Below are 25,958 nucleotides of genomic sequence, written 5' to 3' on the forward strand. Positions count from 1 at the left end.
CTACCGCCGGACGGACTTGGCCGTCTCGACGAAGGCCTCGACGGACTCGACGGGGGTGTCCTTGTTGACGCCGTGGCCGAGATTCAGGATGTGCCCGGCCGGGCCGGCCTTCTCGATGACCTCGCGGGTGCGCTCGCGGACCGTCGCCGGCTCCGCGAACAGGTCCGAGGGGTCGAGGTTGCCCTGGACGGGCGTCTCGCCCAGCCGGTCGCGGGCCTCGGCCATGTCGACGGTCCAGTCCAGCCCGACGACGTCGGCCCCGCTGTCGGCGAGCTGGCCGAGCCGACCGCCCATCTGTCGCACGAAGATTATCGAGGGGGCATCGAGGCCCGCGAGGATCTCCCGGTGTAACGGGAGGACGAACTCGCGGTAGTCGGCGGGCGAGAGGCTCCCGGCGTAGGTGTCGAACAGCTGGACGACGTCGGCGCCGTTGCCGACCTGGAAGGCCAGGTACTCGCGCACGATGTCCGCGAAGGAGGAAAGCAGCGTCCGGAAGGCCTCGGGGTGGCGGGCCCGGAGCCGCCGCAGTGGCATGTTCGTCCTGCTGGGCCCGCCCGCGACGGCGTAGGAGGCGAGGGTGAACGGTCCGCCGGCGAAGCCGATGATGGCGGTCTCGTCCCCGACACGGCGGTTCAGCCGCACCAGCAGCTCCCCGACGTAGTCCAGTTCCTCGGCCACGTCGCCGTGGCTCCGGTCCACGTCGTCGGGCCCCTCGACGGGCTCTTCGACGACCGGGCCGACGCCGGATTCGATGTGATACGGGAAGCCAAGCGGCTCGAGGACGGTGAGGATGTCCGAGAACATCACCAGCCCGTCCGGGCGGTAGTACTCCCAGGGGAGCAGGGTGATCTCGGTTGCGACCTCCGGGTTCTTGATCGCCTCGAGGAAGGAGTACTCCTCGCGAAGCTCGCGGTACTCGGGGATGTGGCGGCCGGCCTGGCGCATCAGCCAGACCGGCGGGCGCTCCGTGCGCTCCCCGCGGGCCGCGCGGACGAGCAGGTGGTCGGCTCCCATTGTCCGGCACTTGGCGGGTCGCCTGATAAGGGCTTTCCATCCGGGGGCGCCGACTGCGGACCGCCCTGTGCCCCCGCATGCGCCTCGGCCCGCCGGCGGCGTTTGGACAACCATTTATCCCCGCGACCGGAAGCGGAAGCTATGAGCCAGCCACACATCCTGATCCTGGGGCCGCCGGGGGCCGGCAAGGGGACCCAGTCCGGGAACATCGCCGAGGAATACGGCGTCGAGCACGTCACCACCGGGGACGCGCTCCGGTCGAACAAGGACATGGACATCTCCGACATGGACACGGAGTACGACACGCCCCGCGCGTACATGGAGGCCGGTGACCTCGTCCCGGACGCCGTGGTCAACGCCATCGTCGAGGAGGCCCTGTCCTCGGCCGACGGGTTCGTCCTCGACGGCTATCCCCGGAACCTCGAGCAGGCCGAGGAGCTCGAGGGGATGACCGACCTCGACGTGGTCCTCTCGCTCGAGGTTTCCCGCGAGGAGCTCGTCGACCGGCTGACCGGCCGCCGGGTCTGTGACGAGTGTGGCGCCAACTACCACGTCGAGTTCGACCAGCCCGAGGAGGAAGGCGTCTGTGACGAGTGTGGCGGCGAGCTCGTCCAGCGCGAGGACGACCGCCCGGAGGCCGTCGAGAACCGGCTGGACGTCTTCGACGAGAACACCGCGCCGGTGGTCGAGCACTACCGCGACCACGACGCCTTCGTGGCGGTCGACGGCGAACAGCCCCCCGCCGACGTCTGGGCGGACATCGACGCCGCAGTCCGCGAGCGGGTCGGGGACGCGGAGTAAAAGGTTCATAACCGACGCCGACAACACAACACAACGATGGCAAAGACCGAGCGAAGGGTCGAGGACCTCGTCGGCGACGGCGAGGAGATGGCCGACGCGCTGTCGGCAGTCCTCGCCGTCGCCGACGAGAAAGGTACCGTCTCGTGGGGGGACGTCAGCGACGACCTCTCCAGCGGCGAGTGGGGCCGGCTCATCGAGTCGGGCCTGCTCGTCGACGCCGACGGTGACGGGTTCGTCCTCGACGACCCGGAGGGCGTCCGCGAGGCGCTCTCCGAGGCCGAGCCCGCCGAAAGCGAGGAGAAAGACCTCAGCTGGTCGCGACGGGACAAGCTCGCCGGCCTCGGCGTCCTCCTGCTCTTTCTGGCCTACTCCCAGCAGGGGCTCCGGGACGTCATCGCCGGCGACGGGATCAACCTGGTGCTGGGGCCGCTGAACGCAACGCTGCCCTTCCACGTCGTGGTGTTGATCCTCGCGCTGGCGACGGGGCTGTGGACCGCTGTCCTCCAGGACAACATGATGGACACCTCCATCATGTCCGACTACCAGGAGACCCAACAGGAGTTCAAAGAGAAGATCGAGGAGGCCAAGGAGCGCGGCGACGACGAGCGCGTCAAGGAGCTGCGCCAGGAGCAGATGGAGGAGATGGACCTGGGCGTGTTCAAGGCCCAGTTCCGCCCGATGGTGTGGATCATGTTGCTCACCATCCCCGTCTTCCTGTGGATCTACTGGATGGTGCTCGACGGCCACGTCATCGAGACCGGGACCGCGATGGTGTTGCCGCTGGTCGGCGAGGTGTCGACCTGGCAGACGGCCGTGGTCGGACCGATCCAGCTGTGGCTGGTCTGGTATTTCGTCTGCTCGCTCAGCTTCTCGCAGATCATGCGGAAGGCGCTGAACGTGCAGGTCTCGCCGACCGGGACCTGACCCGCTCCGCCACACGCTCTTCGCTGCCCCCGCCCGCCTCGGACCGCCAGGAGACCCCGTGACACGGCCGCGCCGGAGCCGACTCGCAACCTCTTTGCCCCTGCCGATGCCAGCGTAGATATGCTGATCACCGTCTCCGGTCCCGGGGGCAGCGGCAAGAGCACGCTCGCTGCCGACCTGGCCGACCGGCTGGGGTACGACCACGTCTCCGGCGGCGACATCTTCCGCTCGATCGCCGACGAGCGCGGACTGACACCGCTCCAGCTCAACCGTCGCGCCGAGGAGGACGACGCGATCGACCGCGACCTCGACCGGCGGCTCCGAACGACGGCCCGGGAACGCGACGACCTCGTCCTCGAGTCGCGGCTCTCGGGGTGGATGGCCGGCGAGTACGCCGACCTGCGGGTGTGGCTGGACGCGCCCCCGCGTGTGCGAGCCGAGCGTATCGCCGAGCGCGAGGGGAAACCCGTCGACCAGGCCCGCGAGGAGACCCGGGCCCGCGCCGAGAGCGAGGCCGGCCGCTATCTCGACTACTACGGGATCGACATCGAGGACCGCTCGATATACGACCTGGTGGTCAACACGGCCCGCTGGGACCCCGACGGCGTGCTGGGGATCGTTCTCGGAGCGGCCGAGCGGTACGACCCCGACGGGGACGAGGGGGCGTTCCCGGTCCCCGGCGTCGAGTACGACTTCGAGGGCTGACCCCCGTCGATGCTCCCCGACCCGCCCGACGAACGCTCGCCCGCAGACCTGCTCGCCTTCGGCCTGGTCAACCTCGACAAGCCGCCCGGTCCCTCCGCTCACCAGGTCGCCGGGTGGGTCCGCGACATGACCGGCCAGCAGCGGGCGGCCCACGCCGGCACTCTCGACCCGAAGGTGACCGGCTCGCTCCCGCTGTTGCTCGGCCGGGCGACCCGCGCCGCCCGCGTCTTCGACGGCCTCGGCAAGGAGTACGTCGCCGTGCTGGAACTGCAGGGGCCGCCGCCCGCGGACTTCGAGGCGGTGCTCGGGGAGTTCGAGGGCGATATCTACCAGACGCCCCCGCGAAAGAGCGCGGTCGTCCGCGAGCGCCGCGTCCGCCGGGTCCACGAACTGCAGGTCCTCGACCGCGACGGCCGGCAGGTCCTGCTCCGTATCGAGTGCGAGGCCGGCACCTACGTCCGGAAGCTGTGTCACGACCTCGGGCTCGCGCTCGGGACGGGCGCGCACATGGGCGACCTCCGCCGGACCGCGACCGGCCGCTTCGACGACACCTCGCTGGTGACGCTGCACGACCTCGCCGACGCGCTCGCCTTCTGGCGGGAGGACGGCGAGGCGGGCCCGCTCCGGGAGGCCGTCGCGCCGGCCGAGGAGGCGCTCGCGGGGCTCCCGCGGGTGGTCATCGCCGGGAGCGCCGCCCGCGAGGTGGCCGAGGGTGCGCCCGTCTACGCGCCGGGCGTCCTGGAGACCCGACCCGCCCCACACGGCGGCGGCCGGCCCGAGGAGGGTGACCTTGTCGTCTGCACCATCCCGAACGGGTCGGCGGTGGCGCTGGGCTCGCTGGTCGGTGACCCCGGCGCCGACCGCGGGACCGTCGTCGACACCGACCGCGTCCTCGTCTGATAGTGACCGCTGTAGCTGTTTTCCCGGTGTGAGCGCCCGCAGTCGGGCGGTCGATACCGGAACGACGACGCCAGTCACGATGAGGGGATCGAAGGGCTTAATCCCGGCACCGTCCCACCACCGAGTGCGGGACCGTGGGGTAGCGGTATCCTCGGCGCATGGGGTGCGTCGGACCTGAGTTCGAATCTCGGCGGTCCCACTACCACCTTTTTCCCGCTCGGGTGCGCTCGCTTCGCTCGCGCACCTCTCGCGGCAAAAACGTGGGCGAAAAAGACCGGCCGCTCACTTCGTTCGCGTCCGGCTGCTCACGCGGTGTCCGGGTGAACGGCGTCACTAGTGAGCCATTCACCTCGGCGGATCCACCCCAAAACGAGTGATAGCAGCTTTCCGTCCCGATTTTTCGACGCTGTTGGAGGTGTCGGATCGTCGCTCCCTCGAGCCAGACCAGCCACAGGACCGAGACCGCAGTTTGGGGACGGCGGCTCGAATCTAACCGCTCCCCTCCTCCCGTTCCTGGCAGATACCTGAGTGGGTGCGGTGGGGCCACTACAGGCAGGATTGCCCGGGACTACTGCAGATAGGTCGCGTATTCTTATTCGCGGCTTCGGGGAAAGGAGAGTATGACACTCGTCGATAGCGTCGTCGTGTTCGTCGTCAGCCTCCTGATCGGGGCACTGGGGATCTACGTCGGTGCCCGTGTGATCGCCGGTCGCGACGACTACCGGTACGCCATCGTGACGGCGCTGATCGGCGCCATCGTCTGGTCCGTGGTGGCCTTCTTTCTTGGCTGGATCCCGTTGCTCGGCCCGCTTGCAGCGCTGTTCGCCTACGTGACGGTGATCAACCTCCGCTACCCCGGTGGCTACCTCAAAGCTGTCGCGATCGCGTTCGTCGCCTGGGCCGCCTCTCTCGCTGTCCTGTACGTCCTGGCGCTGTTGGACATCGCGGCGTTCGAAGCCCTCGGCGTCCCCGGCGTATAGCGGCCCTTCTCCGGGAGTTCGCTGACCCGGGGTCGGCTGCGGAGCCCCCAGCTATTCCCGACCCCGCTACCGCCGGCGCGCTCGTGGTGTCGTTCAATCTACATTTTTGGATCGTGTTACGTCTGTCGAAAATCCGGAGAAAAATTCGAATAGTAACGTATTTCAGGGATTGCCATCTCGGGGCAAAATATGGGAAAGAAACGGCTGTCACGGCGGGACACACTGAAGAGCGTCGGCGGGCTCACGGCGGTCGCGGCGGCCGGCGCGCTGGCCGGCTGTTCGGGGGGAGGGGACTCGACGCCGACGGCGGACGTCGAGACGCCACAGGGCGGCAGCGAACTCGACTTCGCCGTCGAGTACAACAGCGACGCCGGCCAGGTCGAGATCACCTACGCGTCGAGCGTCGAGCTCTCCCCCGAGGACGTCTACGTCAGGGGTGACGGGGTCGACAGCACCGGGAGCTGGTCGGAGCTGGGCGGCAACGTTTCCGGCGGCGAAAACGGGGACATGATCGCCCCCTTCGACTCGCTCGCGCTCGGGGGAAGTTCGGACTACGATATCCAGGTCGTCTGGGAGCGCGAGGGGACGACGATCACCTTCACCGAGTCCAGCGGCGGGAGCTGACACGGGCGCCGGCCCGCGTCGAACGTTTATACAGACTGAACTCCAAAGAGCAGGTATGGTTGTCGGACTCCTGTTGCTCGGTTCGCTCGCGGTGAACGCGCTGCTGGCCGTCGTCGCCTTCGCTCGCTTTGTCTACCACGACGGCCCGTCGGGCGAGCGCCCGGACTCTACACTCCTTGCCGGGAGCATTCTCGCGGTGGCGATGGCCGAGTTCGTCGTCTTCGGCTACGCCATCCTGGAGTCGCTCCGGACCGGCACGCCCGGCGTCTCGAACATCGGCGTGTTGATCCTCAACAGCCTGTTGATACTGCTGTTTGTCGTCTACATCGAGCGCAGCAGCCTCCGGTCGGCGACCGTCCGGCTGCGGCCGACCCGCTCCGGCTCGTGATGCGACGCCCCGGGACCGCCCTGCTCGCGTTCGTCGGGCTCCTCCTCCTCGCTGGCTGTGCCGGCCTCTCCGTCGCCCCGGACCCCGGCGACACGACCCCGGCCGTCGACCGCGAAGTGGCGGTCGCCGAGGTGGTCGACGGCGACACGCTGGAGGTCCGGATGCCCGACGGCGGGGTGGAGACGGTCCGGCTGCTCGGGGTCGACACGCCGGAGACCTACGCCGACAACGACCCCGCGGAGTTCGAGGGCGTCCCGGACTCCCGGGCGGGTCGGGCGTGTCTCCGGGCGGCCGGCGAGAACGCGACCGGCTTCGTCGAGGAGACACTCGAGGGCGGGACGGTCAGCGTCCGGACTGACCCGACGGCGGACCGCCGGGGGTCCTACGGCCGGCTACTCGTCTACGTGAGTGTCGACGGCGAGTCGCTGAACCGCGCGCTGCTCGCTCGCGGGCACGCCCGTCTGTACGACACTGACTTCCAGCACCGGGACGAGTTCGCGACCGTCGAAGACCGGGCGCAGGCCGAGGGCCGTGGGCTCTGGGGGTGCCGGTAGCTACTCCAGCAACAGCAGTGCCGCGACGACGACCCCGCCGAAGACGGCGAGGGCGCCGGCGGTCACCATGAGGCTGCCGCTGACTGCGACGCTCGCACCCGCGATTGCGAGCGCGAGCAGGCCGAAGGCGCCGACGAGGACCTCGGGGCGGTCTCTGAGCCCCGTTCGCTCGGGCTCGGGCTCGGGACTGGGCTTGCCGAGCGATTCGTCGACCTGGACCTGTCCCCCGCCTTCCTCGGGCGCCAGGACTTCGACGTCGACCCACCGGGTCTGCGCGCCGTAGGCGGAGACGACCTTGAGCTTCCCGAACGCGTCCTCCTCGCGGTTCCCGGCCACCTCGACGCGGACGACGCGCTCGGAGTCGCCCTCGACGTAGTGGTTGGTGGCGTCCATCCGGGCCACCCGCGAGAGCCTGTCGTCGAGGTGGAGGTGGACGTGTAGCGAGTTGCCGTGGTTGACCAGCCGCACGTCGAAGGAGCCGTCGGTCTCGAAGCCGGCCGGCGCCTCGACCGCGTGGAGTTCCTCGCGGCTGATGTGGATGGGCAACTCGTCTGGCACGGCCGGATCTCGGCGTGGCGCGGGCAAAAAGGTTCAGGCTGCGGCCTCGTCGCGCATGTCCGGCGGCAGGAGGTTCGGGATGCCGTCCTCGATGGGGTAGCGTTCCCCACACTCCGTGCAGACCAGTTCCCCCTCGAGGATCTCGTCGCCGTCGGTCTCGGTCGCCTCGAGTTCGAGCGCTTCCTTGTCGAGCGGACAGCAGAGGATGTCGAGCAGGTCTTCCTTCATATCGGTGGCGAGGGGGGGAACGGTAAAAAGCGGTGGGGGTTCGTCCGCCGGGTCGGTCCCGCCGGAGGGTTCGAGGTCACTCCCAGGGGGATTCCCGGACGACGGTCGCGGACCGGTCGGGGCCGACGCCGACGGCATAGACCGGCGTGTCGAGTTCCGCCTCGATGTACTCCAGGTAGGCGCGGGCGTTCTCGGGGACCGCGTCGTAGCCCTCCTCGGCGACGGTCTCCCAGTCGACGTCCGGCCACCCCTCGAAGGTCCGGAAGTTGGCCTCGCAGTCGGCCCACCGTTCGGTGGTCGGCGGCATCGTCAGCAGCTTCTCCCCATCGAGCGTGTAGGAGTGGCCGACCTTGACCTCGTCGAGCCCGGCCAGCACGTCGACGTGGTTGACCGCGAGCCCGGTGAACCCGCTCGTGCGGGCGGCGTGGCGGAGCATGGGGATGTCGAGCCAGCCCACGCGGCGGGGGCGGCCGGTGACTGTGCCGTACTCGCCGCCCTCGTCGCGGATGTACTCCGCGAGGTCGGCCCCGCCGGGTCGACCGCCGTCCTCGGGGGTCTGCCCGTCGACAGCGCCGAGTTCGGTCGGGAGCGGCCCCGTCCCCACCCGCGAGAGGTAGGCTTTGACGATCCCGATGACTTCGCCGTCGCCGACGACGGAGGGGCCGAGCCCGGTCCCGACGGCCGCGCCGCCAGCGGTGGGGTTCGAGGAGGTGACGTAGGGGTAGACGCCGTGGTCGATGTCGATGGCGGTGCCCTGTGCACCCTCGAACATGAGTCTCTCGTCCGCCTCGAGGCGGTCGGCGAGAAACGCCCCGCAGTTGACCGTCATGTCCTCGGCCTCGAGGCGCCGGCCGAACTCGCGGTACTGGTCGTAGAGGACCTCGATATCGAAGGCGTCGGGGTCGACCTCGTCGTGGTCTTCGATCGGGATGTCGTAAACCTCCTCGAGCAGCGCCCGCTTCTGGGGGACCACGTACTCCAGACGGTCGCGCAGCGTCTCGGCGTCCAGCAGGTCGCCGACCCGGACGCCGCGGCGGCCGGCCTTGTCCTCGTAGGTCGGGCCGATCCCGCGGCCGGTGGTCCCGGCAGCGAGGTCGTCGTCGGATTTGACGTCCTCCTCGAGCTGGTCGAGCACGCGGTGGTAGGGGAGGATGACGTGCGCGCGCTCGGCGACGCGCACGTCGGGGTCCAGCCCACGTTCGCGGAGGGTGTCCAGCTCCTCGAACAGGGTCCGCGGGTTGACCACGCAGCCGTTGCCCAGCACTCCAACCTTGCCACGGACGGCCCCGCTCGGTACGAGCGAGAGTTTGTACTCCTCGCCACCCTGGACGACGGTGTGTCCGGCGTTGTCCCCGCCCTGGTACCGGGCGACGACGTCCGCGGCGTCGCCGAACAGGTCGACGACCCCGCCTTTCCCCTCGTCGCCGAGCTGCGACCCGACGATTGTCACGGTCATCATCCCCGCCTTTCCGCGTGGCTGGTAAACAGATTACGGTCCGCCCGTTTTGTCTCTATACGAGCGTTTATATACCCGTGCGCGAAAGGTTCACTATCGCCCCGCGGTAGGGAAGTCATTCCGGTGTAGCCGGGGACTACCGGCAATTCACGTCCCCTGACGGCAAGGTTTAAATCCGGCCAACACAAGTTAACACTTGCCATGATAGACCGCCTTGAGAAGGAAGTTGACATGCTGGAACGCCATCTGCAGGTCTTGCGGATGGTCATCGAGAACGAGCCGATCGGGATCGTCAAGATGTCTAACGAGACTGGCTACCCCCACCACAAGGTTCGCTACTCGCTGCGCGTTCTGGAGGAGGAGAACCTCATCGAGCCCTCGAGCCAGGGTGCGATCACGACCGAGGAGACCGAGGAGTTCGTCGACGACCTCGACGGCAAGGTCGACCACATCATCGAGAAGCTCGAGGGGATGAAAATCGAGGACGTCGCCGAGGTTGAAGGCTAGAGTTCCGGCACCGCGAGGTTGAAGTTCTGGTTTCGGGCCTCGACCAGACAGAGGTGGTAGCCGCGTTTCCGGCTGAGGTTGACGAAACTCCTGCGCTTGTCGCGGCTGAGGAGCCCGCCTTTGGTCGCCTCCGCCGCCGTTTCCAGGGCCTCGGGCTCGAAGAAACTCTCAGTCACGAGAAACGCGCCCGCGAGCGTGTCCTTCGAGCCGCCGACCCGCTCGGCCGCCGTGATCAGCCGTTCCATCATCCCCTCGGTCGCACCCTGTCGGGAGTCGTTCAGGTTCGCCACGAACAGCGGGTCGCCCATCCGGTCGCGCAACACGATGTCGAACGTCTCCTGGTCGCGCTGCTCGGTCCCGTCCTCGGTGTACCTGACCGCGACGGTCCCGTTCAGCTCCGCCCGGTCGACGTCGGGCAGCGCGTCGTAGAGGTCGACCAGCCCGTCGGCTCCGCCAGTGTCCCGCACCTCGAAGAGCAGGTCCTCGACGAGCCACGTGACGAACTGGTACTCGACCCGGCTCCGGACGAACGCGTCGTAGTCCTGGCCGTCGACCGAGACCTCGCTCGCGTCGAACTGGGTGTGCTGTTCCAGCCGGAGGTTCTCGGTGACGTCCTCCCGGCGCCCGTTGCCGTCGTGAGCGTCGGCCAGAGTCGTCCCGTTTTTCGACCGGTAGCGGACGAACAGGTCCGTCCCCTCCAGCGCCTCCGCAGGGGTCAGCCGCTGGGACGCCCCGGTCGCGACGTCGAACTCCTCCTCGACGCGCTCGAGTTCGGTCTCCAGCCGCTCGACCTCCGCGGCCAGCTCGTCGCGCTCCTCGCGAACCTCCGCGAGCTGTGTCTCGAGCTCTTCCCGGCGCTCGGTCGCCTCCGCGAGTTCGGTCTCCAGCCGCTCGACTTCAGCCTCCCGGTCCCCGAGCCGTTCGCGGAGGTCGGCGGTTACTTCGGTCTCCCCTTCCGCGTCCGGGTCAGCCCCGGTCGACGCCGCCTCCTGTTCCGGTTCGGCCCCGTCCGGCTCGGCGCCGGAGGACCGGCTGTCACCCGGTTCGTGGACGCGCTGCTCGCGTCCGGGGTCGGTCTCGGGCTCCGGTCCGGCGCGGTCCGCGGTCGGCGACGACCCGGCTGCCGTCTTCCGGCTCGACCCGGCACCCGCGCCGGGCACGGCGCCCGGACTGGCGTCTCCGCCCGCTCGCTCCGGAGCCGACGTCCGTTCCGGGTCGAGTGACGGGACCGACCGGGTCTCCAGAGCAACGCCCGCCCCCTCGCCGGCCTGCTGTGCGTCGGCCCCGCTCCCGCCGGCCGCCCCCGCAGTCGCCGCGGTCGGCCCGTGGGATCCCTGCTCGTCGACTGGCTGCCGGTCCGGTTCCGTCCGCTCTGCCTCGGGCTCGGAGGTATCCGCCCCGGCCGGCCGGCGCTCGGCGCGCCCGCGCCCCGCCGCCGCTTCGTCGCGCTCCCGGTCCGGGCTCGCCCCGTCGCCCTCCCGGCCCGCCCCCTCCTCGTCGCGCTCGCGGCTCCCGGCGCCGGCACCGTAGCCGGCCCCTGTATCGGGTTCCGCGTCTTCCGGGGGCCGACCACTCTCCGGTCGGTCGGGCCGGTCCCCACCCGGCGCCGCTCCAGGCTCCGTCCGGTCCGGCTCGGCGTCGGCCTCCACACGCCCGTCGGCTGGGGTCTGCGGGCTCCCGGAGCCCTCTCCGGGGTTCTCCCGCGTTTCGACCGCTTCCGACTCCGCGCCGGCGTCCCCGGTCGCCCCGGCGTCGACGGTCCCGGCACCGTCGTCGCTGGACGCGCCGGTCCGGTCCGGCCCGGTATCGGAAGGACCGCCCCGCCCGGACCCGGCGTCGGGCTCGCCTCCCGCGGCCCCGACACCCAGGTCCGGGGCATCGTCGCTTCCTTCCCGGGGCTCGTCGCCACCAGCGTCGGCCCCGGCCGCCGTGCCTGCTGTCGCTCCCGCCTCTGTCCCGGCGCCGGACTCCGGTTCCGGGTCGGGCTCCTCGGGTTCCGGGATGTCGACGGCGTCGACCTCGGCGGGCCGGACCTCGTAGATGCCGACCTCGTCGTTGGCCGTCTCGAAGGCCTCCTCCCCGTCGACGAGCTGCTGGCTGTTGCCGACGAAGGCGACGCTCATCGACCGCCCCTGGTGGTAGACAAGGTAGTAGTCGCCGCTGAGGACGTTCTCCGAGAGCTCGACGTAGCCCGTGAACCCGCCCTCCGAGAGCGTCTCGTCGACCTCGGCCATCGGGGTGTCCTCGGTGTAGTACTTCGCGCGGACCTCGTCACCGCGGCTCTGCATCACCGCCAGCAGGGGCAGCGCCGGCGAGGGGGCGCGGTAGGCAGTTCCGCTCGCCCCCTCGAAGTCCTCGATGGAGCCGTCCTCGATGCCGACGACGGTGCCCTTGGTCATGTAGAGGTCGGCGCCGCCGGCGCGCACGACGCCGGAGAAGTCCGCGTCGGCGAGGTCTCCGAGCCCGCGGTAGCCGTCGGCGAAGGACTGCTGTTTCCAGCCGTCGACCCGGTCCGCGACGCGTGTGCTCATTTACGTGTACAAACCCGATGCCGGACAAATACTTTGCGGGCAAGCGACGGACATAATTCGGTGCGCCCCGTACGCGCGTCCATGGACGAGGACATCGACAGCGAGCTCGACCGGGAGATAGAGCCCGGGCTGAGCGAGCAGTACCGGAAGGCGAGCCCCTGGCCGCTGTTCGTCGCGCTGGGCTTCGTCCTCTCCGAGGTCGGCGTGATCCTGGGCTTTTTCTCGGTCACCGTCGTCGGCATCCTGCTTTTCGGCGGCACCGTCGGCGCGATCCTCCAGGAGTCGGGCTACATCGGTCAGTCCTGGCGAGCGATGGTGTCGATCGGCGCGCTCTTCGGCCTGCTGGGGGTAGCCGTCGTCGTCGCGTGGGGGGAGACGCTCGCGGTCGGCGGACTGCTCGACCCCGCCAACGGCTTTGCGTACCGCGGGTTCGCGGTCGCTATCGCCGGTGTGCTGCTCGCCGCGGTCGGCACCACGGTCCGGGTCGCCGGTCGCCAGCCCGTCTGAGCGGGAAACCAACACGCTATTTTACTCCCCTTCTCGAATGCCCGGTATGGAGAAGGAACTGTTCGACCGTGAAACCGTCCTCGACCTCACGGTCAACTTCATCCCGCTGGGTATTCTCCTGGTGTTCATCGTTCTCTACCTCGTCTTCAACCCCTTCGGGTTCGGCAGCGTCATCTCGAGCATCCAGTTCGCGATCATCGGCGCGATGTTCGTCGCGCTGGCCGCGCTGACCTACTACTCCGGCGCAGCCGTCTCGCGCGCGGAGAACCAGATGGAGGCGGCCGCGGCGCTCGAGGAGGACGAAGAGACGGAGGAGCTCGGGTCCGGGGACGACGGGGAGGAACTCGAGGACGAGGAGCCAGCGGAACTGGACGAGGGCGACGACCAGGACGGAGAGAGCGACAGCGAAGACGGGGACGGCACGGCGTCTGAGAGCGACGACGAGGGCGACTCCGGATCGGACGCCGACGACGCGGACGAGGAGACGGCGTGACCGCGGTCGGGAACCGCGAACCTAACCTTTGATTACCCCCCAGTCCTGAATCGGATCCATGGCAGGAGAGCAACTCCTATTGACGGCCCTCATGGGGGTGCTTCTGGTCGCCATCGTTGCGCTGCTGACGCGCATCGAGGACTGGAAGTCGTACACCCCGCTCGCCGGGGGCGGCGCCGGACACGCCGGGGAGTCCGGCTACGCCCACAGCGAGAAACCTGGCGGGATCATGCGCTGGCTCACGACGGTCGACCACAAGGACATCGGCATGCTGTACGGCGCCTATGCCATCATCGCGCTGGTGGTCGGCGGGCTGATGGCCTTCCTGATGCGGGTCCACCTCACCTCGCCCGAGGGGGCGCTGTTCAGCAACAACTTCTATAACGCTCTGCTGACGTCCCACGGGATCACCCTCCTCTTCCTGTTCGGGACGCCGATCATCGCGGCCTTCGCCAACTACTTCGTCCCGCTTCTGATCGGCGCGGACGACATGGCATTCCCCCGGATCAACGCCATCGCGTTCTGGCTGCTTCCCCCGGGCGCGGTACTCATCTGGGCCGGCTTTTTCCTCGAGCCGCTGACCGGCGGCGCCGTCGAGGCCGCCCAGACCTCCTGGACGATGTACACGCCGCTGTCGGCCTGTTCCGGCACCGGCTGTGGCGCGCAGGCGACCGCCGGGGTCGACCTGATGCTTCTGGGACTGCACCTGACAGGGGTCTCCGCGACCATGGGGGCGATCAACTTCATCGCCACCATCTTCACCGAGCGCGGCGACGACGTCAACTGGGCCAACCTCGACATCTTCTCCTGGACCGTCCTCACCCAGTCCGCGCTCATCCTCTTCGCGTTCCCGCTTCTGGGGAGCGCGCTGGTCATGCTGTTGATGGACCGCAACCTCGGGACGATGTTCTTCGCCGTCGAGAACGGCGGGACGATGCTGTGGCAACACCTGTTCTGGTTCTTCGGCCACCCCGAGGTGTACATCCTCGTGCTCCCGCCGATGGGGCTCGTCAGCCTCATCATCCCCAAGTTCGCCGGCCGGAAGCTCTTTGGCTTCAAGTTCGTCGTCTACTCGACGCTGGCCATCGGTGTCCTTTCGTTCGGTGTCTGGGCCCACCACATGTTCTCGACCGGGATGGACCCCCGGCTTCGGGCCTCGTTCATGGCGGTCTCGCTTGCTATCGCAGTCCCCAGTGCGGTCAAGACCTTCAATTGGATCACGACGATGTGGAACGGGAAGATCCGCCTGACGACGCCGATGCTGTTCTGTATCGGCTTCGTCGCCAACTTCATCATCGGCGGGATCACCGGCGTCTTCCTGGCTGCCGTCCCCGTCGACGAGGTGCTCCACGACACCTACTACGTCGTCGGCCACTTCCACTACGTCATCATGGGCGCGATCGCCTTCGCGGTCTTCGCCGGCATCTACTACTGGTACCCCATCTTCACCGGGAAGATGTACCAGCGCAAGCTCGGCAAGGCCCACTTCTGGCTGACGATGGTCGGTACCAACGTCACCTTCTTCGCGATGCTCGTGCTGGGCTACCTGGGGATGACCCGCCGGTACGCCTCCTACCAGCTCACCGTCGCGAGCGCCCCGCTTGACCTCATCACGCTGTTCCACCAACTCGCCTCCGTCGGTGCCTTCATCCTCTTCGCCGGCCAGGTCGTCTTCCTGTGGAACTTCGTCTCCTCCTGGCTCGAGGCTCCCGAGGTCGAGGACGGCGACCCCTGGGACCTGAAGGAGAACGGAATGGTCGACAAGGACTTCCAGTGGCACGAGGACCGCATCACCACGGCCGTCACTGACGGCGGTGACGAGGTGGCCACGGACGGCGGCGAGGAAGTCGCTACCGACGGCGGCTCCGCGAGCGAAGCGGCGGTCGCTGAGGGCGACGGCGCCGAGCCGTCCTCGGACGACGACGCGGTCTGACACCACGACACGCTGGGGCTCTCTGTCGCTCTCGTTTCTCCCGCCAGTCGAGGTAGCGTTCCCCTCTCTGTCCCCTGCCCGAGAGGCCGTATCACCCGGTCGCGATCAGCACCAGGCCCGTGACGAACATCATGGCCGCGACGCCGGCCAGAACGAGAAAGAGCAGGTCCTTCTCTGTCATACCGCTACCTTGGCGGGGAATGTGTAAAGGCTATTCGTCTGGGCACCGAATCCGTGATATGTCCGAGGCCGAGACCGGGTCGGACCCGGGAGCCGACCCCGGCAGGGAGTCCGACCCCGGGGCCAACCCGGAGACCGAGCCCGACTCCGGGGCCACGTCCGACCCCGCAGTCTGGGGTGGCAAGCGCTTCGTCATCCTCATCTACGTCGCCCTCGTCGCGGTCACGGGCGTCTTCGGGTACATCATCGGGCTGGCGCGCCCGGAGAACCTGGACCCACGGCTGCTCGGGGTCATCTCGCTTCCCCCGACACCGGCGGGCGTGGCGCTGTACGGCATGCTCACGGTCGCGCTCGTGCTCGGCGTGCTCCTGTTGGCTGTGAACTACGTCTCCCAGCGCTACGACACCGCGGCCGTCGACGGCGGCGAACAGGAGTAATACTCCGGGAGCCGGTGAGTCGGCCCCGTTCAGAACCCGCCGCCGTAGCTGCCGTAGTGGTCCGCGAAGACGCTCATGACCTCCTGGACTGTAGCCTTCGCCTTGACGGCCTCGATGACTGCCGGCATGACGTTCTCGCCCTCGCGGGTCGCCGCCCGGACGCCGTCGAGGGCGGTCTCGACTTCCCTGTCGTCGCGTTCTTCTTTCGTCTCCGCCAGCCGGGTGCGCTGGCGGTCCTGGGTCTCCTTGTCGACCGACATCGTCTCCGGGCGGGTGTCCTCCTCGATGGTGTACTCGTTGACGCCGACGACGACCTCCTCGCCGCGCTCCACCCGTTGTTGATACTCGTAGGCGGAGTCCTGGATCTCCCGCTGGAAGTAGCCGTCGTCGATGCCCCGCAGGATCCCGTCCCGGACCGAGCCGTCGCCCATGTCCTTGATCTCCTCGATGTACTCTAGTGCTTCGGCCTCCATCTCGTCGGTCAGCTTCTCGACGGCGAAGCTCCCGCCCAGCGGGTCGACGGTGTCGGCCACGCCGGACTCCTCGGCGATGATCTGCTGGGTGCGCAGGGCGACCCGGACGGCCTCCTCGCTGGGCAGCGCCAGCGCCTCGTCGAAGCTGTTGGTGTGGAGGCTCTGGGTCCCGCCCAGCACCCCGGCGAGCGCCTGGATGGTCACGCGGACGATGTTGTTCAGGGGCTGCTGGGCGGTCAGCGACTGGCCCGCCGTCTGGGTGTGGAACTTCATCTGCTGGGCCTGCTCGCCGGCGTCGTACCACTCGTCAGTCAGCCGGGCCCACAGCCGCCGGCCGGCCCGGAACTTCGCCACCTCCTCCAGCAGGTCGTTGTGGGAGTTGAAGAAAAAGGAGAGGGTTGGGCCGAACTCGTCGATGTCCATCCCGCGGTCCAGACAGTCCTCGACGTAGCCCAGCCCGTCAGCGAGGGTGAAGGCCAGCTCCTGGGCGGCGGTGGAGCCAGCCTCGCGGATGTGATAGCCCGAGATGGAGACGGGACTGAACTTCGGCGTCTCGTTGACCGAGAACTCGATGACGTCGGTCACCAGCCGCAGCGAGGGCTCCGGCGGGATGACCCACTCCTTCTGGGCGATGAACTCCTTGAACATGTCGTTCTGGAGGGTCCCCCGGACCTGCTCGCGGGGGACGCCCTGCTGGTCGGCCAGCGCGACGTACATCGCGTAGATGACCGGCGCGCTGGGGTTGATGGTGAAGGAGGTCGAGACCTCCCCGAGGTCGATCCCGTCGAACAGCCGGGCCATGTCGTCGAGGGTGTCGACCGCGACGCCCTCCTTGCCGACCTCGCCGTCGCTCATCCGGTCGTCCGAATCGAGGCCCATCAGCGTCGGCATGTCGAAGGCCGTCGAGAGCCCGGTCTGGCCCTCGTCGATCAGGTAGTGAAACCGTTCGTTGGTCTCCTCGGCGGTCCCGTAGCCGGCGAACTGGCGCATCGTCCAGGTCCGGCCGCGGTACATCGTCGGGTAGACACCCCGCGTGTAGGGCGGCTCGCCCGGGAGGCCCAGGTCCTCCTCGTAGTCGGTCTCGGCGACGTCGTCGGGGGTGTACAGCCGGTCGAGCTCGTGGTTCGAGACCGTCGCGAAGCGGTCCTGGCGCTCGCCGTAGGCGTCGAGCACCGGGCCGAGGGTCTCCTCCTCCCACTCCTCCTTGGCGGAGCGGATCGCGTCCAGGTCCTCCTCGTCGTACATGTGCCACCGTTTCGCACCACGGGAATAAGAATACCGGGGGAGTCACCGGACAACGCGCGGCCGCCCCGCGGGGGCAGCGCCTGCGGGGTCCTAGCCGTTCCGCCGGAGCCGCTCGGTCGTCTCGATCAGCGGGTGGTGGGCGTAGTCGACGGCGTCGATGTCCTCGATCGACTCGAGTTGCTCCTTCTCGGCGGTCTTCACCATCCCCAGGTCGACGGGCTCGTCGATGACGATCACGTAGGCGTCCATCTCGTCGATGTCCAGGCGGCTGGCGGCCTTCACGCGGTGGTGGCCGTCCGCGAGCAGCAGGTCGGTCCCGGTGTCGATGACCACCAGCGGCTCCGCGAGCCCCCGCTCGAGCTCGTACCGCCGTCCCTCGAGTTCGTCGGCGTAGACTTTCCCCTGTGTGGGGGTGAGGTCGGCAAGGGAGACGTCCCGGCGCTCCTCGCGGGTGTCGACGTCGTGGATGTTCTCCAGGGTCTCCCGGAGTTTCTCGACCTTGCCGGGGGTCGCGCGCTCGATCTGGCTGCGGATCACGTCGGCGTTCGAGATGATCCCCACGAGGTTGCCCGCGTCGTCGACGACCGGCAACCGCTGGATCCCCGACCGGAGGATCACGCGGGCGGCGTCGTCGACCTCCATCTCCGGGTGAGCCACCAGGAGGTCGGTCGTCATCACCCGGAAGACCGGGACGTGCTCGGGCTCGAGCAGGAGGTCGCGGGCGCTGACGAAGCCCTCGACGTGGCGGCCGTCGCAGACGGGGAAGCCGCTGTGATTATCGCTTTCGGCGATCCGGCGGGCGACGTCGGCCACCGTCTCGTCGGGCGAGACCGTCTCGACGTCCCGGGTCATGTAGTCGCCGACGGTGGGGTTTCCCTCGTCTGTCATCACTCCCCTGGATGGGCGGCCGGGAGAAAAGTTCCCCGGCCCCGGAGTCACTCCCCCCGGTCCGAGACGGGGGCGTCGTCGGATGCCACGCCGGCCCCGGGGTCCGCATCGGTCCCGCCGGCACCGGAGCCCGACTCCTCCTCCGGCGCTGGCGTCCCGCCGCTGAGGTCTACGGCGTCGCTCTCCTCCGGGGACAGGTACCGGTCGACGAGCGCTTCGACCGACGTCGGGCTCGCGGCCGCCCGGCCGGGGACGGTGTCGGCCGCCTCGAGAAAGCGGTTGTCGACGAAGGCCTCGACGACGTCGAGCAGCGACTCCTCGTCCTCCACGGCCTCGAGGACGCCCAGGGTTATCTGGGCGCCCGCCATGTCCGCGTGGCCGCCGGCGCTCCCGACGCGGCCGAAGGCCTCCCGCAGCGCCGCGCCGAGGTCCAGCTCCGGGTCCCGCGAGCGCGCCGAGATGTGGATCGTGCTCTCCATCACGCCGTAGACGACCGCCGTGGAGACGCCCTCCATGTCGACCAGCCGGTCGGCGGCCTGTGCGAGCGCGTCCCGGTCGGTGAGCTGGCCGGCGCAGCTGAGCACCACCGTCCCCTCCTCGCGGCGGTTGCGGATCGCGGCCGCGATCGTCTCGAAGGTGTCGGTGCCGATGCTCGGGGAGCCGACCCGCTCCAGGGTACCCAGGTCGGCCTCCGGGAGCAGCCACGCCCCTGCCTCGAAGTCCATCGCCGACACCCCCCGCCTGAACTCCCGGGTGTCGGTCCGGATCCCGAACAGGAGGCCGGTCGCCAGGTCCGCCGCCGGCCTCATCCCGAAGCGGTCGAGGTAGTCGACGAGCAGCGTGCTCGTGGCGCCGGCCTCGCTCCGGAGGTCGACGAAACGGCCCTCGACGGGGCCCCGCGGCGGGTGGTGGTCGATGACGACGTCGACGTCCTGCTCTCCCGGGAGCCCGTCGTTGACGCCCGGCCGCGAGTGGTCGACGAGCGCGACCCCGTCGGCGTCGGGTTCGGTGCCCGGGTCGAGTCTCGTCAGGTCGAACCCCAGCAGGTTCACCAGCGCGCGGTTCTCCTGGTGGTCGATCGACCCGTAGTGGTAGACCGTCGCCTCGCAGCCGCTGGCGACCGCGACGCGCTGGAGCGCGACGGCGCTCGCGATGGCGTCCGGGTCGGGGTTGTCGTGGGCGACGACCGCCAGCCGGTCGACCCCCCGCAGCACCCGGCGGAGCTGGCGCGCCCGCATCCCTCGTTCGGTCACCCGCTCCAGGAGGTAGTCCGTAGCCACGCCGCCGGCGTCGACCGTCCGGTCCGCGAGTTCGGCCGCGGCCGCCCACCGCTCGTCCTCCCGGTCGCCGCCGAGGTAGGCAACCACGGCCGCCCCCGGGTACGCGGCCCGGGCGGCCCGCGCGCTCCCGAGGGCCAGGTCGGGGTCCGGCGTCGCGACGACGACCCCGCTCACACCGTCGACCGCGGCGAGCGCGTCCCGGTCGGTCGGGTCGGCCACCGTCGCCGAGCCGCCGCCTTCCCGGATGCGTTCGGCGGTCGCCTCCTCCGGCGTGACGACGTGGACCGGTCCGTCCCCGCTGCGGTCGACGAGGGCGCTGCCGACCGTGCGGGCTGGCGCTCCACTCCCCAGGACCACCCGCGTGTCCATACCCCCGGTCGGAGCCCCCGACTCTAAAAGGTCGCGCTCACCTAATTCGAGGCGGAGGCCCCACCCCCAAGGAGCGAGCGGGGCGATTGCCCCCGAGCGAAGTAGGGGAGGGTAGTTTACTTCAGCCGTTCCTGCAGGAAGGAGGGGTGGGAGGCCACGACGCCCTCGATGCTCGTGATCTCCTGGTTGATGACCTCGCCGAGTTCGTCGCCGTCACCCGCCCGGACCTCGGCCATGAGCATGTGGTCGCCGCTCGAGGTGTACAGCGCCTCGACGGCGTCGAGGTCCCTGAGCGCGTTCGTGACCTCGACGTAACGCTCGCTCTCGACGTCGACGCCGACGATGGCGATCGACTGACCCGCCAGCTTCTTGGGGTCGACGTCCGCGGAGTAGCCGACGATGACCCCCTCCTCCTCGAGTTTCCGGATGTACTTCCTGACCGTCGGCTTGGAGACGCCCGCCCGCTCGGCGATCTCGGCGTAGGAGGCCTGGGCGTCGTCCTCCAGCACGGAGAGGATCTGTTTCTCCGTCGCTTCGGTGCTCATGCACCGTTCTTTGCCGTCGGTGAAAAAATACCTTCCGAACCCGAAAGTCCCGTGCCGGGCTCCCGTCACCGAGTGCGCGAGCGCCCGCCCGACGGGGACGCGACCCGGCTCAGGTGTGGCGGTCGATGAGTTCGTCGGCGGTCCGCTCCCACTCCCCGTCCCCGAAGTACCGCTCGGCGACGGGCTCTTCGGGTACGTCCCCCTGGGCTCGCTTCTCCTCGCCGTAGGAGGGGCGGTCGGGGTCGTGGTAGAACCGTCCGGTCAGCACCTCGCCCTCGTAGAGGCGGGACTCGGCCTCGTACATCGCCTCGGCCGCCTCGCGGCGGTCGCCGGTGTCGAACTCGAACTCCTCGGAGTCCTGGACGTCGGTGTAGGGGACGTACTCCTTGGCGTCCTTGTTCCAGGTGGGACACTGGGTCAGGAAGTCGATGTGGGCAAAGCCGTCGTGCTGGATGGCCTCAACGAGGACCTCCTGGGCCTGCCGGGGGTTCACTGCGGCGGTCCGGGCGATGTAGGAGGCCCCCGAGGCCAGCGACAGCGACATGGGCCGGACGGGGTCCTTCGCGGAGCCGTGGGGCTGGGTCTTGGACTTGTGGCCTTTCGGGCTGGTCGGAGAGGTCTGGCCCTTCGTCAGCCCGAAGATCTCGTTGTTGAAGACGATGTAGGTGATGTCGTGGTTCTCGCGGGCGGTGTGCATGAAGTGGTTGCCGCCGATGCCGTAGCCGTCGCCGTCGCCGCCGGCGGCGATCACCTCCAGGCCGGGGTTGGCGAGCTTCGCAGCTCGGGCGACCGGGAGCGCCCGGCCGTGGATGCTGTGGAAGCCGTAACTCTCGAAGTAGGAGGAGAGTTTCCCCGAACAGCCGATGCCGGTCACCAGCAGCGTCTCGTCGGGCGTGCGGCCGACTTCGGGCATGGCGCCTTTCAGCGCCTTCAGCACGCCGAAGTCGCCACAGCCGGGACACCACGTCGCCTGTGGCTCGATCCCCGGCGTGAACTCCTCCTGGTCTATCTCGCGGTCCTCTCCGATCCCTGTGAATGCACTCATATCAGTCACCTGCCGCTGGCACGAACTTCATGTTCCCGGCGGCCGGCTGGCCGCCGTCGATGCTCGACTCGAACCCGTCGACGACCTCGCCGGGTTCGAACGCTTCCCCGTCGTACTTCAGGAGGCTGGAGAGTTTCTCGCCGTACTGGCCCAGCTCCTTCTGGGTCAGCCCGCGGAACTGGCCGGTGGCGTTCATCTCCACCACGACGCACTCCCGGACGCTCTCCAGGAATTCGCGGACTTCGGCCTCGGGGTAGGGGAGCATGTCGCTGACCCCGAGCGCCTTCACGTCGTGGCCGGCCGCGTTCAGGCGGTCGACGGCCTCGAAGACGGTGTCCTGCTGGCTCCCCCAGACGAGCAGACCGTACTCCGCGTCCGCGGGCCCGTGGCGGGTCTGGTGGGACTGATCGCGGCCGTCCAGCTCCTCGCGGACGTGCTCGAGTTTCCGCATCCGGCGGTCCATCTGGGCCTTCCGGTTGTCGGGGTCCTCGCTGATGTGGCCGACCGTGTTGTGCTCGTTGCCCGAGGCCAGGAACCGGCCGCCGGTCTGGCCCGGTATCGAACGCGGGCTGACGCCGTTCTCGGGGTCATGCCGGAACCGCTCGAACTTGCCCGACTCGTGGTGGGCGGCCTCGCTGATCTCCTCCTCGGTCAGCGTCGCCCCCAGCGAGGGGTCGGGTTCGCGGTCGAAGAAGTCGACGCCGACGTTGCGCATCTCCCCGCCGAGCTTCTGGTCGTAGAGGATGATGGTGGGGATCTGGTAGTCGTAGGCGACCTGGAAGGCAGTCCGGGTCTGCTCGTAGGCCTCCTCCAGATTCCCGGGCGCGAACACGACCCTGTTGGAGTCGCCCTGGCTGGTGTACAGCACGTGCTCGAGGTCGGCCTGCTCGGTCTTGGTGGGCATCCCTGTAGAGGGGCCGGCCCGCATCGCCTCCACGAGCACCAGCGGCGTCTCTGTCATCTCCGCCAGCCCGAGGGGTTCGCTCATCAGCGCGAACCCGCCGCCGGAGGAGCCCGACATCGCCTTCACGCCGGCGTGGGAGGCCCCCAGCGCGAGGGCGGCGGCGGCGATCTCGTCTTCGACCTGCTCGGCGATGCCGCCAAAGTCCGAGAGGTTCTGGGACATGATCGTGAACACGTCCGTCCAGGGGGTCATCGGGTAGCCGGCGATGAACCGACAGCCCGAATCGAGCGCGGCGTAGGCGATGGCGTTGCTCCCGCTCATCAGCGCCTGGTCGGTCTCGTGGCTCCCCGTCGGGACGCGCAGGTCGTGAGTGAACTCGAACTCGCTTGCTTGCTCGTAGGCCTCTTCGAGGATGGTGAGGTTTGCCTCCATCACCTCGCCGGACATCGCCTCCTCGACGAGTTCCTCGAAGTAGCTCACGTCCTTGCCGACGAGCGCGGCCGTCGCGCCGACGCCCGCGGTGTTGCGCATGACCTCGCGGCCGTGCTCGCGGGCGAGTGCCCGCAGGTCCATCGGGTAGACGTGCCAGCCCTCCTGCTGGGCGCGTTCCTCCAGCCGGATCTCCGCGATGTCCTCTTCCTCGAAGAAGCCGGTATCGTAGACCACGACCCCGCCCTCGTTGAGGTCGTCGAGGTTCTCGGCCAGCGGCTTGACCTTCTCGTTGCCGTAGTAGGCCCCCTCCTGCGGGCTGCGGGCGAAGGAGTCGCCGAGCGCGAGCAGGAAGTTGAAGCCGTCCCCGCGCGAGCGGACCGGCTGGTCGGCTGCCCGTACCTCCACGTACGTGTGGCCGCCTCTGATCCGCGACGGATAGTGCCGGTGGGTGAAGACGTCGAGCCCCGACCGCATCAGCGCCTTGGCGAAGTTCTGGCTCGTCGAATCGATCCCGTCGCCAGACCCGCCGGCGATCCGCCACATTAGTGTCTGGTCTGTCATATGTCGGTGTCGGCCCCGGTCGGGTGCCGTATGTCAACCTTTGTCGTGACGGGACTAAACTCTTGTCACCGAATGGATGAATAACGATCGTGATGGACTGCGGGCCGTGCCGGCGGCCGCGGGACGCGACTGGAATCCCCGCACCGCTCCCCGAGCGCCGCTACTGGCGGCGGTGGGCTGCCGGGTACTTGAGGGCGGGAGACGAGGACCGTCCGACTCTCCGCCCGGCCCGTCGGTCGCCCGACCGGGTTTTTAATATCCGCCGCGGCCGAGGCCGGAGTATGCGCCGCACAGACCTGGCCCGAGACGGGGCGCGGGTGGGACGATGAACATTCTCGAACACGTCCTGCTCCCGGTCGCACACGAGGAGGACGCGCTCGCGACGGCCCGACGGCTCGAGCCGTACGACCCGGAGCGGGTGACCGCGCTGCACGTCGTCGAGAAGGGCGGCGGCGTCCCGGACAAGACTCCGGTCGAACAGTCCGAGGAGCTGGCCGAGGAGTCCTACGCGGCGGTCCGGGAGGTCTTCCCCGACGCCGACGAACACACCGCCTACGGCCGGGACGTCGCCGAGGCGATCTTCGAGGCCGCCGAGGCGGTCGACGCGAGCGCCATCGCCTACCGCGCCCGCGGCGGCAACCGACTCATGCAGTTTCTCTCGGGCGACGTCTCCCTGGATCTGGTCACCGATGCGGACCGGCCCGTCATCGCGCTCCCGCGGGCCGACGCGAGTGAGTAGGTCGCGGAGGGGGTGGGGCCGGCCTCGGCGATCCCCCGGGAATCGCCGACGCGGGTCCCGTCAACGCTCGCCTGACTGACCCTCGTTTTGCCCCCGTCCCCCCAGTGTCCGGTCACGGGCGGCTCACAGCTCCCCCTGGAGCCGCGCGGCGACCGCGACGAGCGCGATACCGGCGAGCCCGACCGCGCCCGTCGCGACGAAGACCGGCGTGTAGCTGCCCAGCCGGTCGACCCCGACGCCGGCCACAAAGGGGCCGAGCAGCCCGGGGACCGCGAAGGACAGCGAGACGAGCCCGAACAGGGCGTTGAGGTTTCGCTCGCCGAACAGGTCCGCGGGAACGGAAGACAGCAGTGCGCCGGTGCCGCCGTAGCCGACGCCGAAGAAGACGGCGACGGCGAGCACCAGCAGCGAGGTGTGCGCGAGCGGGAGGACGAGCACCGCCAGCGCCATCGCGGCCCCGCAGGCGACGAAGACGGCCAGCCGACCCAGGCGGTCGCCGACCCCGCCGACGGCCAGGCGGGTGAGCGCAGTCGTCCCGCCCAGCACGCTCAGCGCGAGCACGCCCGTCTCCCGGATGCCCTGCCCGGCGGCGTAGTTGACGAGGTGGTTGAGCAGGACGTACAGCGTCCCGTACAGCAGCACGTAGCCGGCAAAGAGGAGGAGGAAGGCGCGGTTCCCGGCGACCGCGCGGACCCCGCGCAGCTGCTCGCGCCAGCCGCCAGTCGCCTCCGGTCGCCCGTCCGGGAACTCGGTGTCGACCGCGGCGTCGACGCCTGCGGGGTCGTCGGCCATCAGCAGCGCCGCCAGCACCAGCGCGAGCGCGAGGGCGACTCCCAGCACGAGAAACGCCCCTCGCCAGCCGACCCGGCCGACGAGCGCGGCGGCGGTCGGGGCGATGACGACCATCCCGACCCCGAGGCCGGCGCTCGCGACGCCGGTCGCCAGGCCGCGCCGGCGCCGGAACCACTGCGGCGGCGTGGCGTAGCCGACGACGAAGGCGACGCTCATCCCGGCCCCGGTCACGACGCTGTAGGTCAGGACGAGCACGGGGAGGCTGCCGGCCCGGCTCCCCGCGACCATCCCCCCGCCCAGCAGCGCGGCCGCGAGCACGAGCCCCCGCCGGGGCCCGAGCCACTCCACCACCCCGCCCATCGGCGGGGCGACCACGTAGAGGACGAACAGCTGCACCCCGAAGACCAGCGAAATCCGGGCCGTCGAGGCCGGGAACGTCGCCGCGAGCGGGTCGAGGAAGACACCGAAGGAGTAGGTCATCCCGAAGACGACGCCGCTTGCCAGAAAGCAGGCCGCGACGACGAGCCAGCCGTAGTACACCGGCCCGTCGGCGAGCCGGGCCCGGAGCAGCCTCATAGAAACCCCCGACCGGTCTCGGGCTCAAATTGTTGCCGGTTTCCGTGTCGACGGCTGGCGAACGAGCCCCGCCCGGGAACGGGAACGACGCCGGCCCTCAGCCCCGCCGCCACCGCCGGACGAGGATGCTCACCGTAGCGAAGGTGACACCGAATGCGGTCCCGAGCACCGCAGCCCGGGTCGGGGAGCCGTCGTGTAACACCATCTCGGCACCCCCGTAGGTGGCGCCGGGGACGACTGCGAGTATCAGCCACCAGACGATGGCGTGCTCGTGGAGCCAGTCGGCCACACTCGCGTACGAGGTGCGGATGCTGGAGGGCATGTGGGCCCCGACGCCTGCTGGCGACGAAACCGTTGCGCCGGCCGACCACGGAGCCCCGGCGGCGCGT

At 69.4% G+C, this 25,958-nt stretch carries 27 protein-coding genes and 1 tRNA gene; 15 read left to right on the plus strand and 13 right to left on the minus strand.

The features are described from left to right. On the minus strand, positions 1-1,014 hold the full coding sequence (gene hemE / locus GN153_RS04010) for a uroporphyrinogen decarboxylase (RefSeq protein ID WP_159900075.1): 1,014 nt from the start codon (positions 1,012-1,014) through the stop codon (positions 1-3). A 141-nt stretch (positions 1,015-1,155) separates the two neighbouring features. On the opposite strand from hemE, the gene GN153_RS04015 reads away from it, so the two are divergent. The 9 genes from GN153_RS04015 to GN153_RS04055 all read left to right on the plus strand — a co-directional run bounded on the left by GN153_RS04015 (position 1,156) and on the right by GN153_RS04055 (position 6,890). Continuing rightward, positions 1,156-1,815 carry an adenylate kinase gene (locus GN153_RS04015; RefSeq protein WP_159900077.1) on the plus strand — a complete coding sequence of 220 codons (660 nt, stop codon included), beginning with the start codon at positions 1,156-1,158 and terminating at the stop codon, positions 1,813-1,815. Positions 1,816-1,851: 36 nt separating this feature from the next. Continuing rightward, positions 1,852-2,739, plus strand: coding sequence for a DUF106 domain-containing protein (locus GN153_RS04020; protein ID WP_159900079.1), 888 nt, complete (start codon positions 1,852-1,854; stop codon positions 2,737-2,739). A 120-nt stretch (positions 2,740-2,859) separates the two neighbouring features. Further along, on the plus strand, positions 2,860-3,444 hold the full coding sequence (gene cmk, locus GN153_RS04025; protein ID WP_159900081.1) for a (d)CMP kinase: 585 nt from the start codon (positions 2,860-2,862) through the stop codon (positions 3,442-3,444). A gap of 9 nt (positions 3,445-3,453) precedes the next feature. Further along, a complete protein-coding gene (locus GN153_RS04030; RefSeq protein ID WP_159900083.1) occupies positions 3,454-4,344 on the plus strand; it encodes an RNA-guided pseudouridylation complex pseudouridine synthase subunit Cbf5 in 891 nt (296 codons plus the stop codon). Between the two features lie 128 nt (positions 4,345-4,472). Then, positions 4,473-4,543, plus strand: a tRNA-Pro gene (locus GN153_RS04035). Positions 4,544-4,964: 421 nt separating this feature from the next. Continuing rightward, positions 4,965-5,324, plus strand: coding sequence for a hypothetical protein (locus tag GN153_RS04040; protein ID WP_159900085.1), 360 nt, complete (start codon positions 4,965-4,967; stop codon positions 5,322-5,324). Between the two features lie 189 nt (positions 5,325-5,513). Then, positions 5,514-5,948 (plus strand): hypothetical protein, encoded by a 435-nt coding sequence (locus tag GN153_RS04045; protein WP_159900087.1) that lies wholly within the window; start codon positions 5,514-5,516, stop codon positions 5,946-5,948. A 55-nt stretch (positions 5,949-6,003) separates the two neighbouring features. Then, complete coding sequence (locus tag GN153_RS04050) at positions 6,004-6,336, plus strand: hypothetical protein (protein WP_159900089.1); 333 nt, start codon at positions 6,004-6,006, stop codon at positions 6,334-6,336. Beyond that, on the plus strand, positions 6,336-6,890 hold the full coding sequence (locus GN153_RS04055; protein ID WP_159900091.1) for a thermonuclease family protein: 555 nt from the start codon (positions 6,336-6,338) through the stop codon (positions 6,888-6,890). The genes GN153_RS04050 and GN153_RS04055 overlap by 1 nt, the downstream gene beginning before the upstream one ends. Here the strand turns inward: GN153_RS04055 and GN153_RS04060 are convergent, their stop codons facing one another. From GN153_RS04060 to GN153_RS04070, 3 genes are all read right to left on the minus strand, one after another. Further along, positions 6,891-7,448, minus strand: coding sequence for a DUF7524 family protein (locus GN153_RS04060; protein ID WP_159900093.1), 558 nt, complete (start codon positions 7,446-7,448; stop codon positions 6,891-6,893). It lies immediately after the preceding gene. A gap of 33 nt (positions 7,449-7,481) precedes the next feature. Then, positions 7,482-7,676 carry a methytransferase partner Trm112 gene (locus tag GN153_RS04065; protein WP_159900095.1) on the minus strand — a complete coding sequence of 65 codons (195 nt, stop codon included), beginning with the start codon at positions 7,674-7,676 and terminating at the stop codon, positions 7,482-7,484. A 76-nt stretch (positions 7,677-7,752) separates the two neighbouring features. Then, positions 7,753-9,132 carry an adenylosuccinate synthase gene (locus GN153_RS04070; protein WP_159900097.1) on the minus strand — a complete coding sequence of 460 codons (1,380 nt, stop codon included), beginning with the start codon at positions 9,130-9,132 and terminating at the stop codon, positions 7,753-7,755. Between the two features lie 201 nt (positions 9,133-9,333). Between GN153_RS04070 and GN153_RS04075 the strand changes: the two genes are divergently transcribed. Next, the gene (locus tag GN153_RS04075) at positions 9,334-9,639 is read left to right on the plus strand and encodes a hypothetical protein (protein WP_159900099.1); all 306 of its coding nucleotides are present in this window, start codon (positions 9,334-9,336) and stop codon (positions 9,637-9,639) included. Here the strand turns inward: GN153_RS04075 and GN153_RS04080 are convergent. Beyond that, positions 9,636-12,170 carry a DUF7527 domain-containing protein gene (locus GN153_RS04080; protein ID WP_159900101.1) on the minus strand — a complete coding sequence of 845 codons (2,535 nt, stop codon included), beginning with the start codon at positions 12,168-12,170 and terminating at the stop codon, positions 9,636-9,638. The two genes, GN153_RS04075 and GN153_RS04080, sit on opposite strands and share 4 nt — an antisense overlap. A gap of 81 nt (positions 12,171-12,251) precedes the next feature. Here GN153_RS04080 and GN153_RS04085 point away from each other — a divergent pair, with 81 nt between their 5' ends. From GN153_RS04085 to GN153_RS17645, 4 genes are all read left to right on the plus strand, one after another. Then, positions 12,252-12,677, plus strand: a complete 426-nt coding sequence (locus tag GN153_RS04085) for a DUF7541 family protein (protein ID WP_159900103.1) — start codon at positions 12,252-12,254, stop codon at positions 12,675-12,677. Between the two features lie 46 nt (positions 12,678-12,723). Next, entirely contained in the window at positions 12,724-13,170 is a 447-nt protein-coding gene (locus GN153_RS17640) for a DUF6684 family protein (RefSeq protein WP_236544748.1), read from the plus strand. A 58-nt stretch (positions 13,171-13,228) separates the two neighbouring features. Beyond that, a complete protein-coding gene (locus GN153_RS04095) occupies positions 13,229-15,103 on the plus strand; it encodes a cbb3-type cytochrome c oxidase subunit I (RefSeq protein WP_236544749.1) in 1,875 nt (624 codons plus the stop codon). 239 nt (positions 15,104-15,342) lie between these two features. Beyond that, entirely contained in the window at positions 15,343-15,720 is a 378-nt protein-coding gene (locus GN153_RS17645; RefSeq protein WP_236544750.1) for a DUF7520 family protein, read from the plus strand. A 29-nt stretch (positions 15,721-15,749) separates the two neighbouring features. Here the strand turns inward: GN153_RS17645 and GN153_RS04105 are convergent, their stop codons facing one another. The 6 genes from GN153_RS04105 to GN153_RS04130 form a co-directional block, all read right to left on the minus strand. Beyond that, the gene (locus GN153_RS04105; RefSeq protein ID WP_159900105.1) at positions 15,750-17,438 is read right to left on the minus strand and encodes a methylmalonyl-CoA mutase family protein; all 1,689 of its coding nucleotides are present in this window, start codon (positions 17,436-17,438) and stop codon (positions 15,750-15,752) included. Between the two features lie 90 nt (positions 17,439-17,528). Continuing rightward, positions 17,529-18,326 carry a CBS pair associated ParBc domain-containing protein gene (locus GN153_RS04110; protein WP_159900107.1) on the minus strand — a complete coding sequence of 266 codons (798 nt, stop codon included), beginning with the start codon at positions 18,324-18,326 and terminating at the stop codon, positions 17,529-17,531. Between the two features lie 47 nt (positions 18,327-18,373). Beyond that, positions 18,374-19,975 carry a DHH family phosphoesterase gene (locus GN153_RS04115; protein ID WP_159900109.1) on the minus strand — a complete coding sequence of 534 codons (1,602 nt, stop codon included), beginning with the start codon at positions 19,973-19,975 and terminating at the stop codon, positions 18,374-18,376. Positions 19,976-20,091: 116 nt separating this feature from the next. Next, entirely contained in the window at positions 20,092-20,520 is a 429-nt protein-coding gene (gene lrpA1, locus GN153_RS04120) for an HTH-type transcriptional regulator LrpA1 (protein ID WP_159900111.1), read from the minus strand. Between the two features lie 109 nt (positions 20,521-20,629). Further along, positions 20,630-21,565 carry a thiamine pyrophosphate-dependent enzyme gene (locus GN153_RS04125; protein ID WP_159900113.1) on the minus strand — a complete coding sequence of 312 codons (936 nt, stop codon included), beginning with the start codon at positions 21,563-21,565 and terminating at the stop codon, positions 20,630-20,632. Position 21,566: 1 nt separating this feature from the next. Continuing rightward, positions 21,567-23,462, minus strand: coding sequence for a 2-oxoacid:acceptor oxidoreductase subunit alpha (locus GN153_RS04130; protein WP_159900115.1), 1,896 nt, complete (start codon positions 23,460-23,462; stop codon positions 21,567-21,569). A 325-nt stretch (positions 23,463-23,787) separates the two neighbouring features. On the opposite strand from GN153_RS04130, the gene GN153_RS04135 reads away from it, so the two are divergent. Next, a complete protein-coding gene (locus tag GN153_RS04135; RefSeq protein ID WP_159900117.1) occupies positions 23,788-24,201 on the plus strand; it encodes a universal stress protein in 414 nt (137 codons plus the stop codon). 123 nt (positions 24,202-24,324) lie between these two features. Here GN153_RS04135 and GN153_RS04140 read toward each other — a convergent pair whose 3' ends face one another. Together GN153_RS04140 and GN153_RS04145 are read right to left on the minus strand one after the other, a co-directional pair. Continuing rightward, on the minus strand, positions 24,325-25,569 hold the full coding sequence (locus GN153_RS04140) for an MFS transporter (protein WP_159900119.1): 1,245 nt from the start codon (positions 25,567-25,569) through the stop codon (positions 24,325-24,327). A 97-nt stretch (positions 25,570-25,666) separates the two neighbouring features. After that, positions 25,667-25,891, minus strand: coding sequence for a hypothetical protein (locus GN153_RS04145; RefSeq protein ID WP_159900121.1), 225 nt, complete (start codon positions 25,889-25,891; stop codon positions 25,667-25,669). Between the last annotated feature and the right edge of the window lie 67 nt (positions 25,892-25,958).

Source organism: Salinirussus salinus (genome assembly GCF_009831455.1).
In the GTDB taxonomy this organism is placed as follows: Archaea; Halobacteriota; Halobacteria; order Halobacteriales; family Haloarculaceae; genus Salinirussus; species Salinirussus salinus.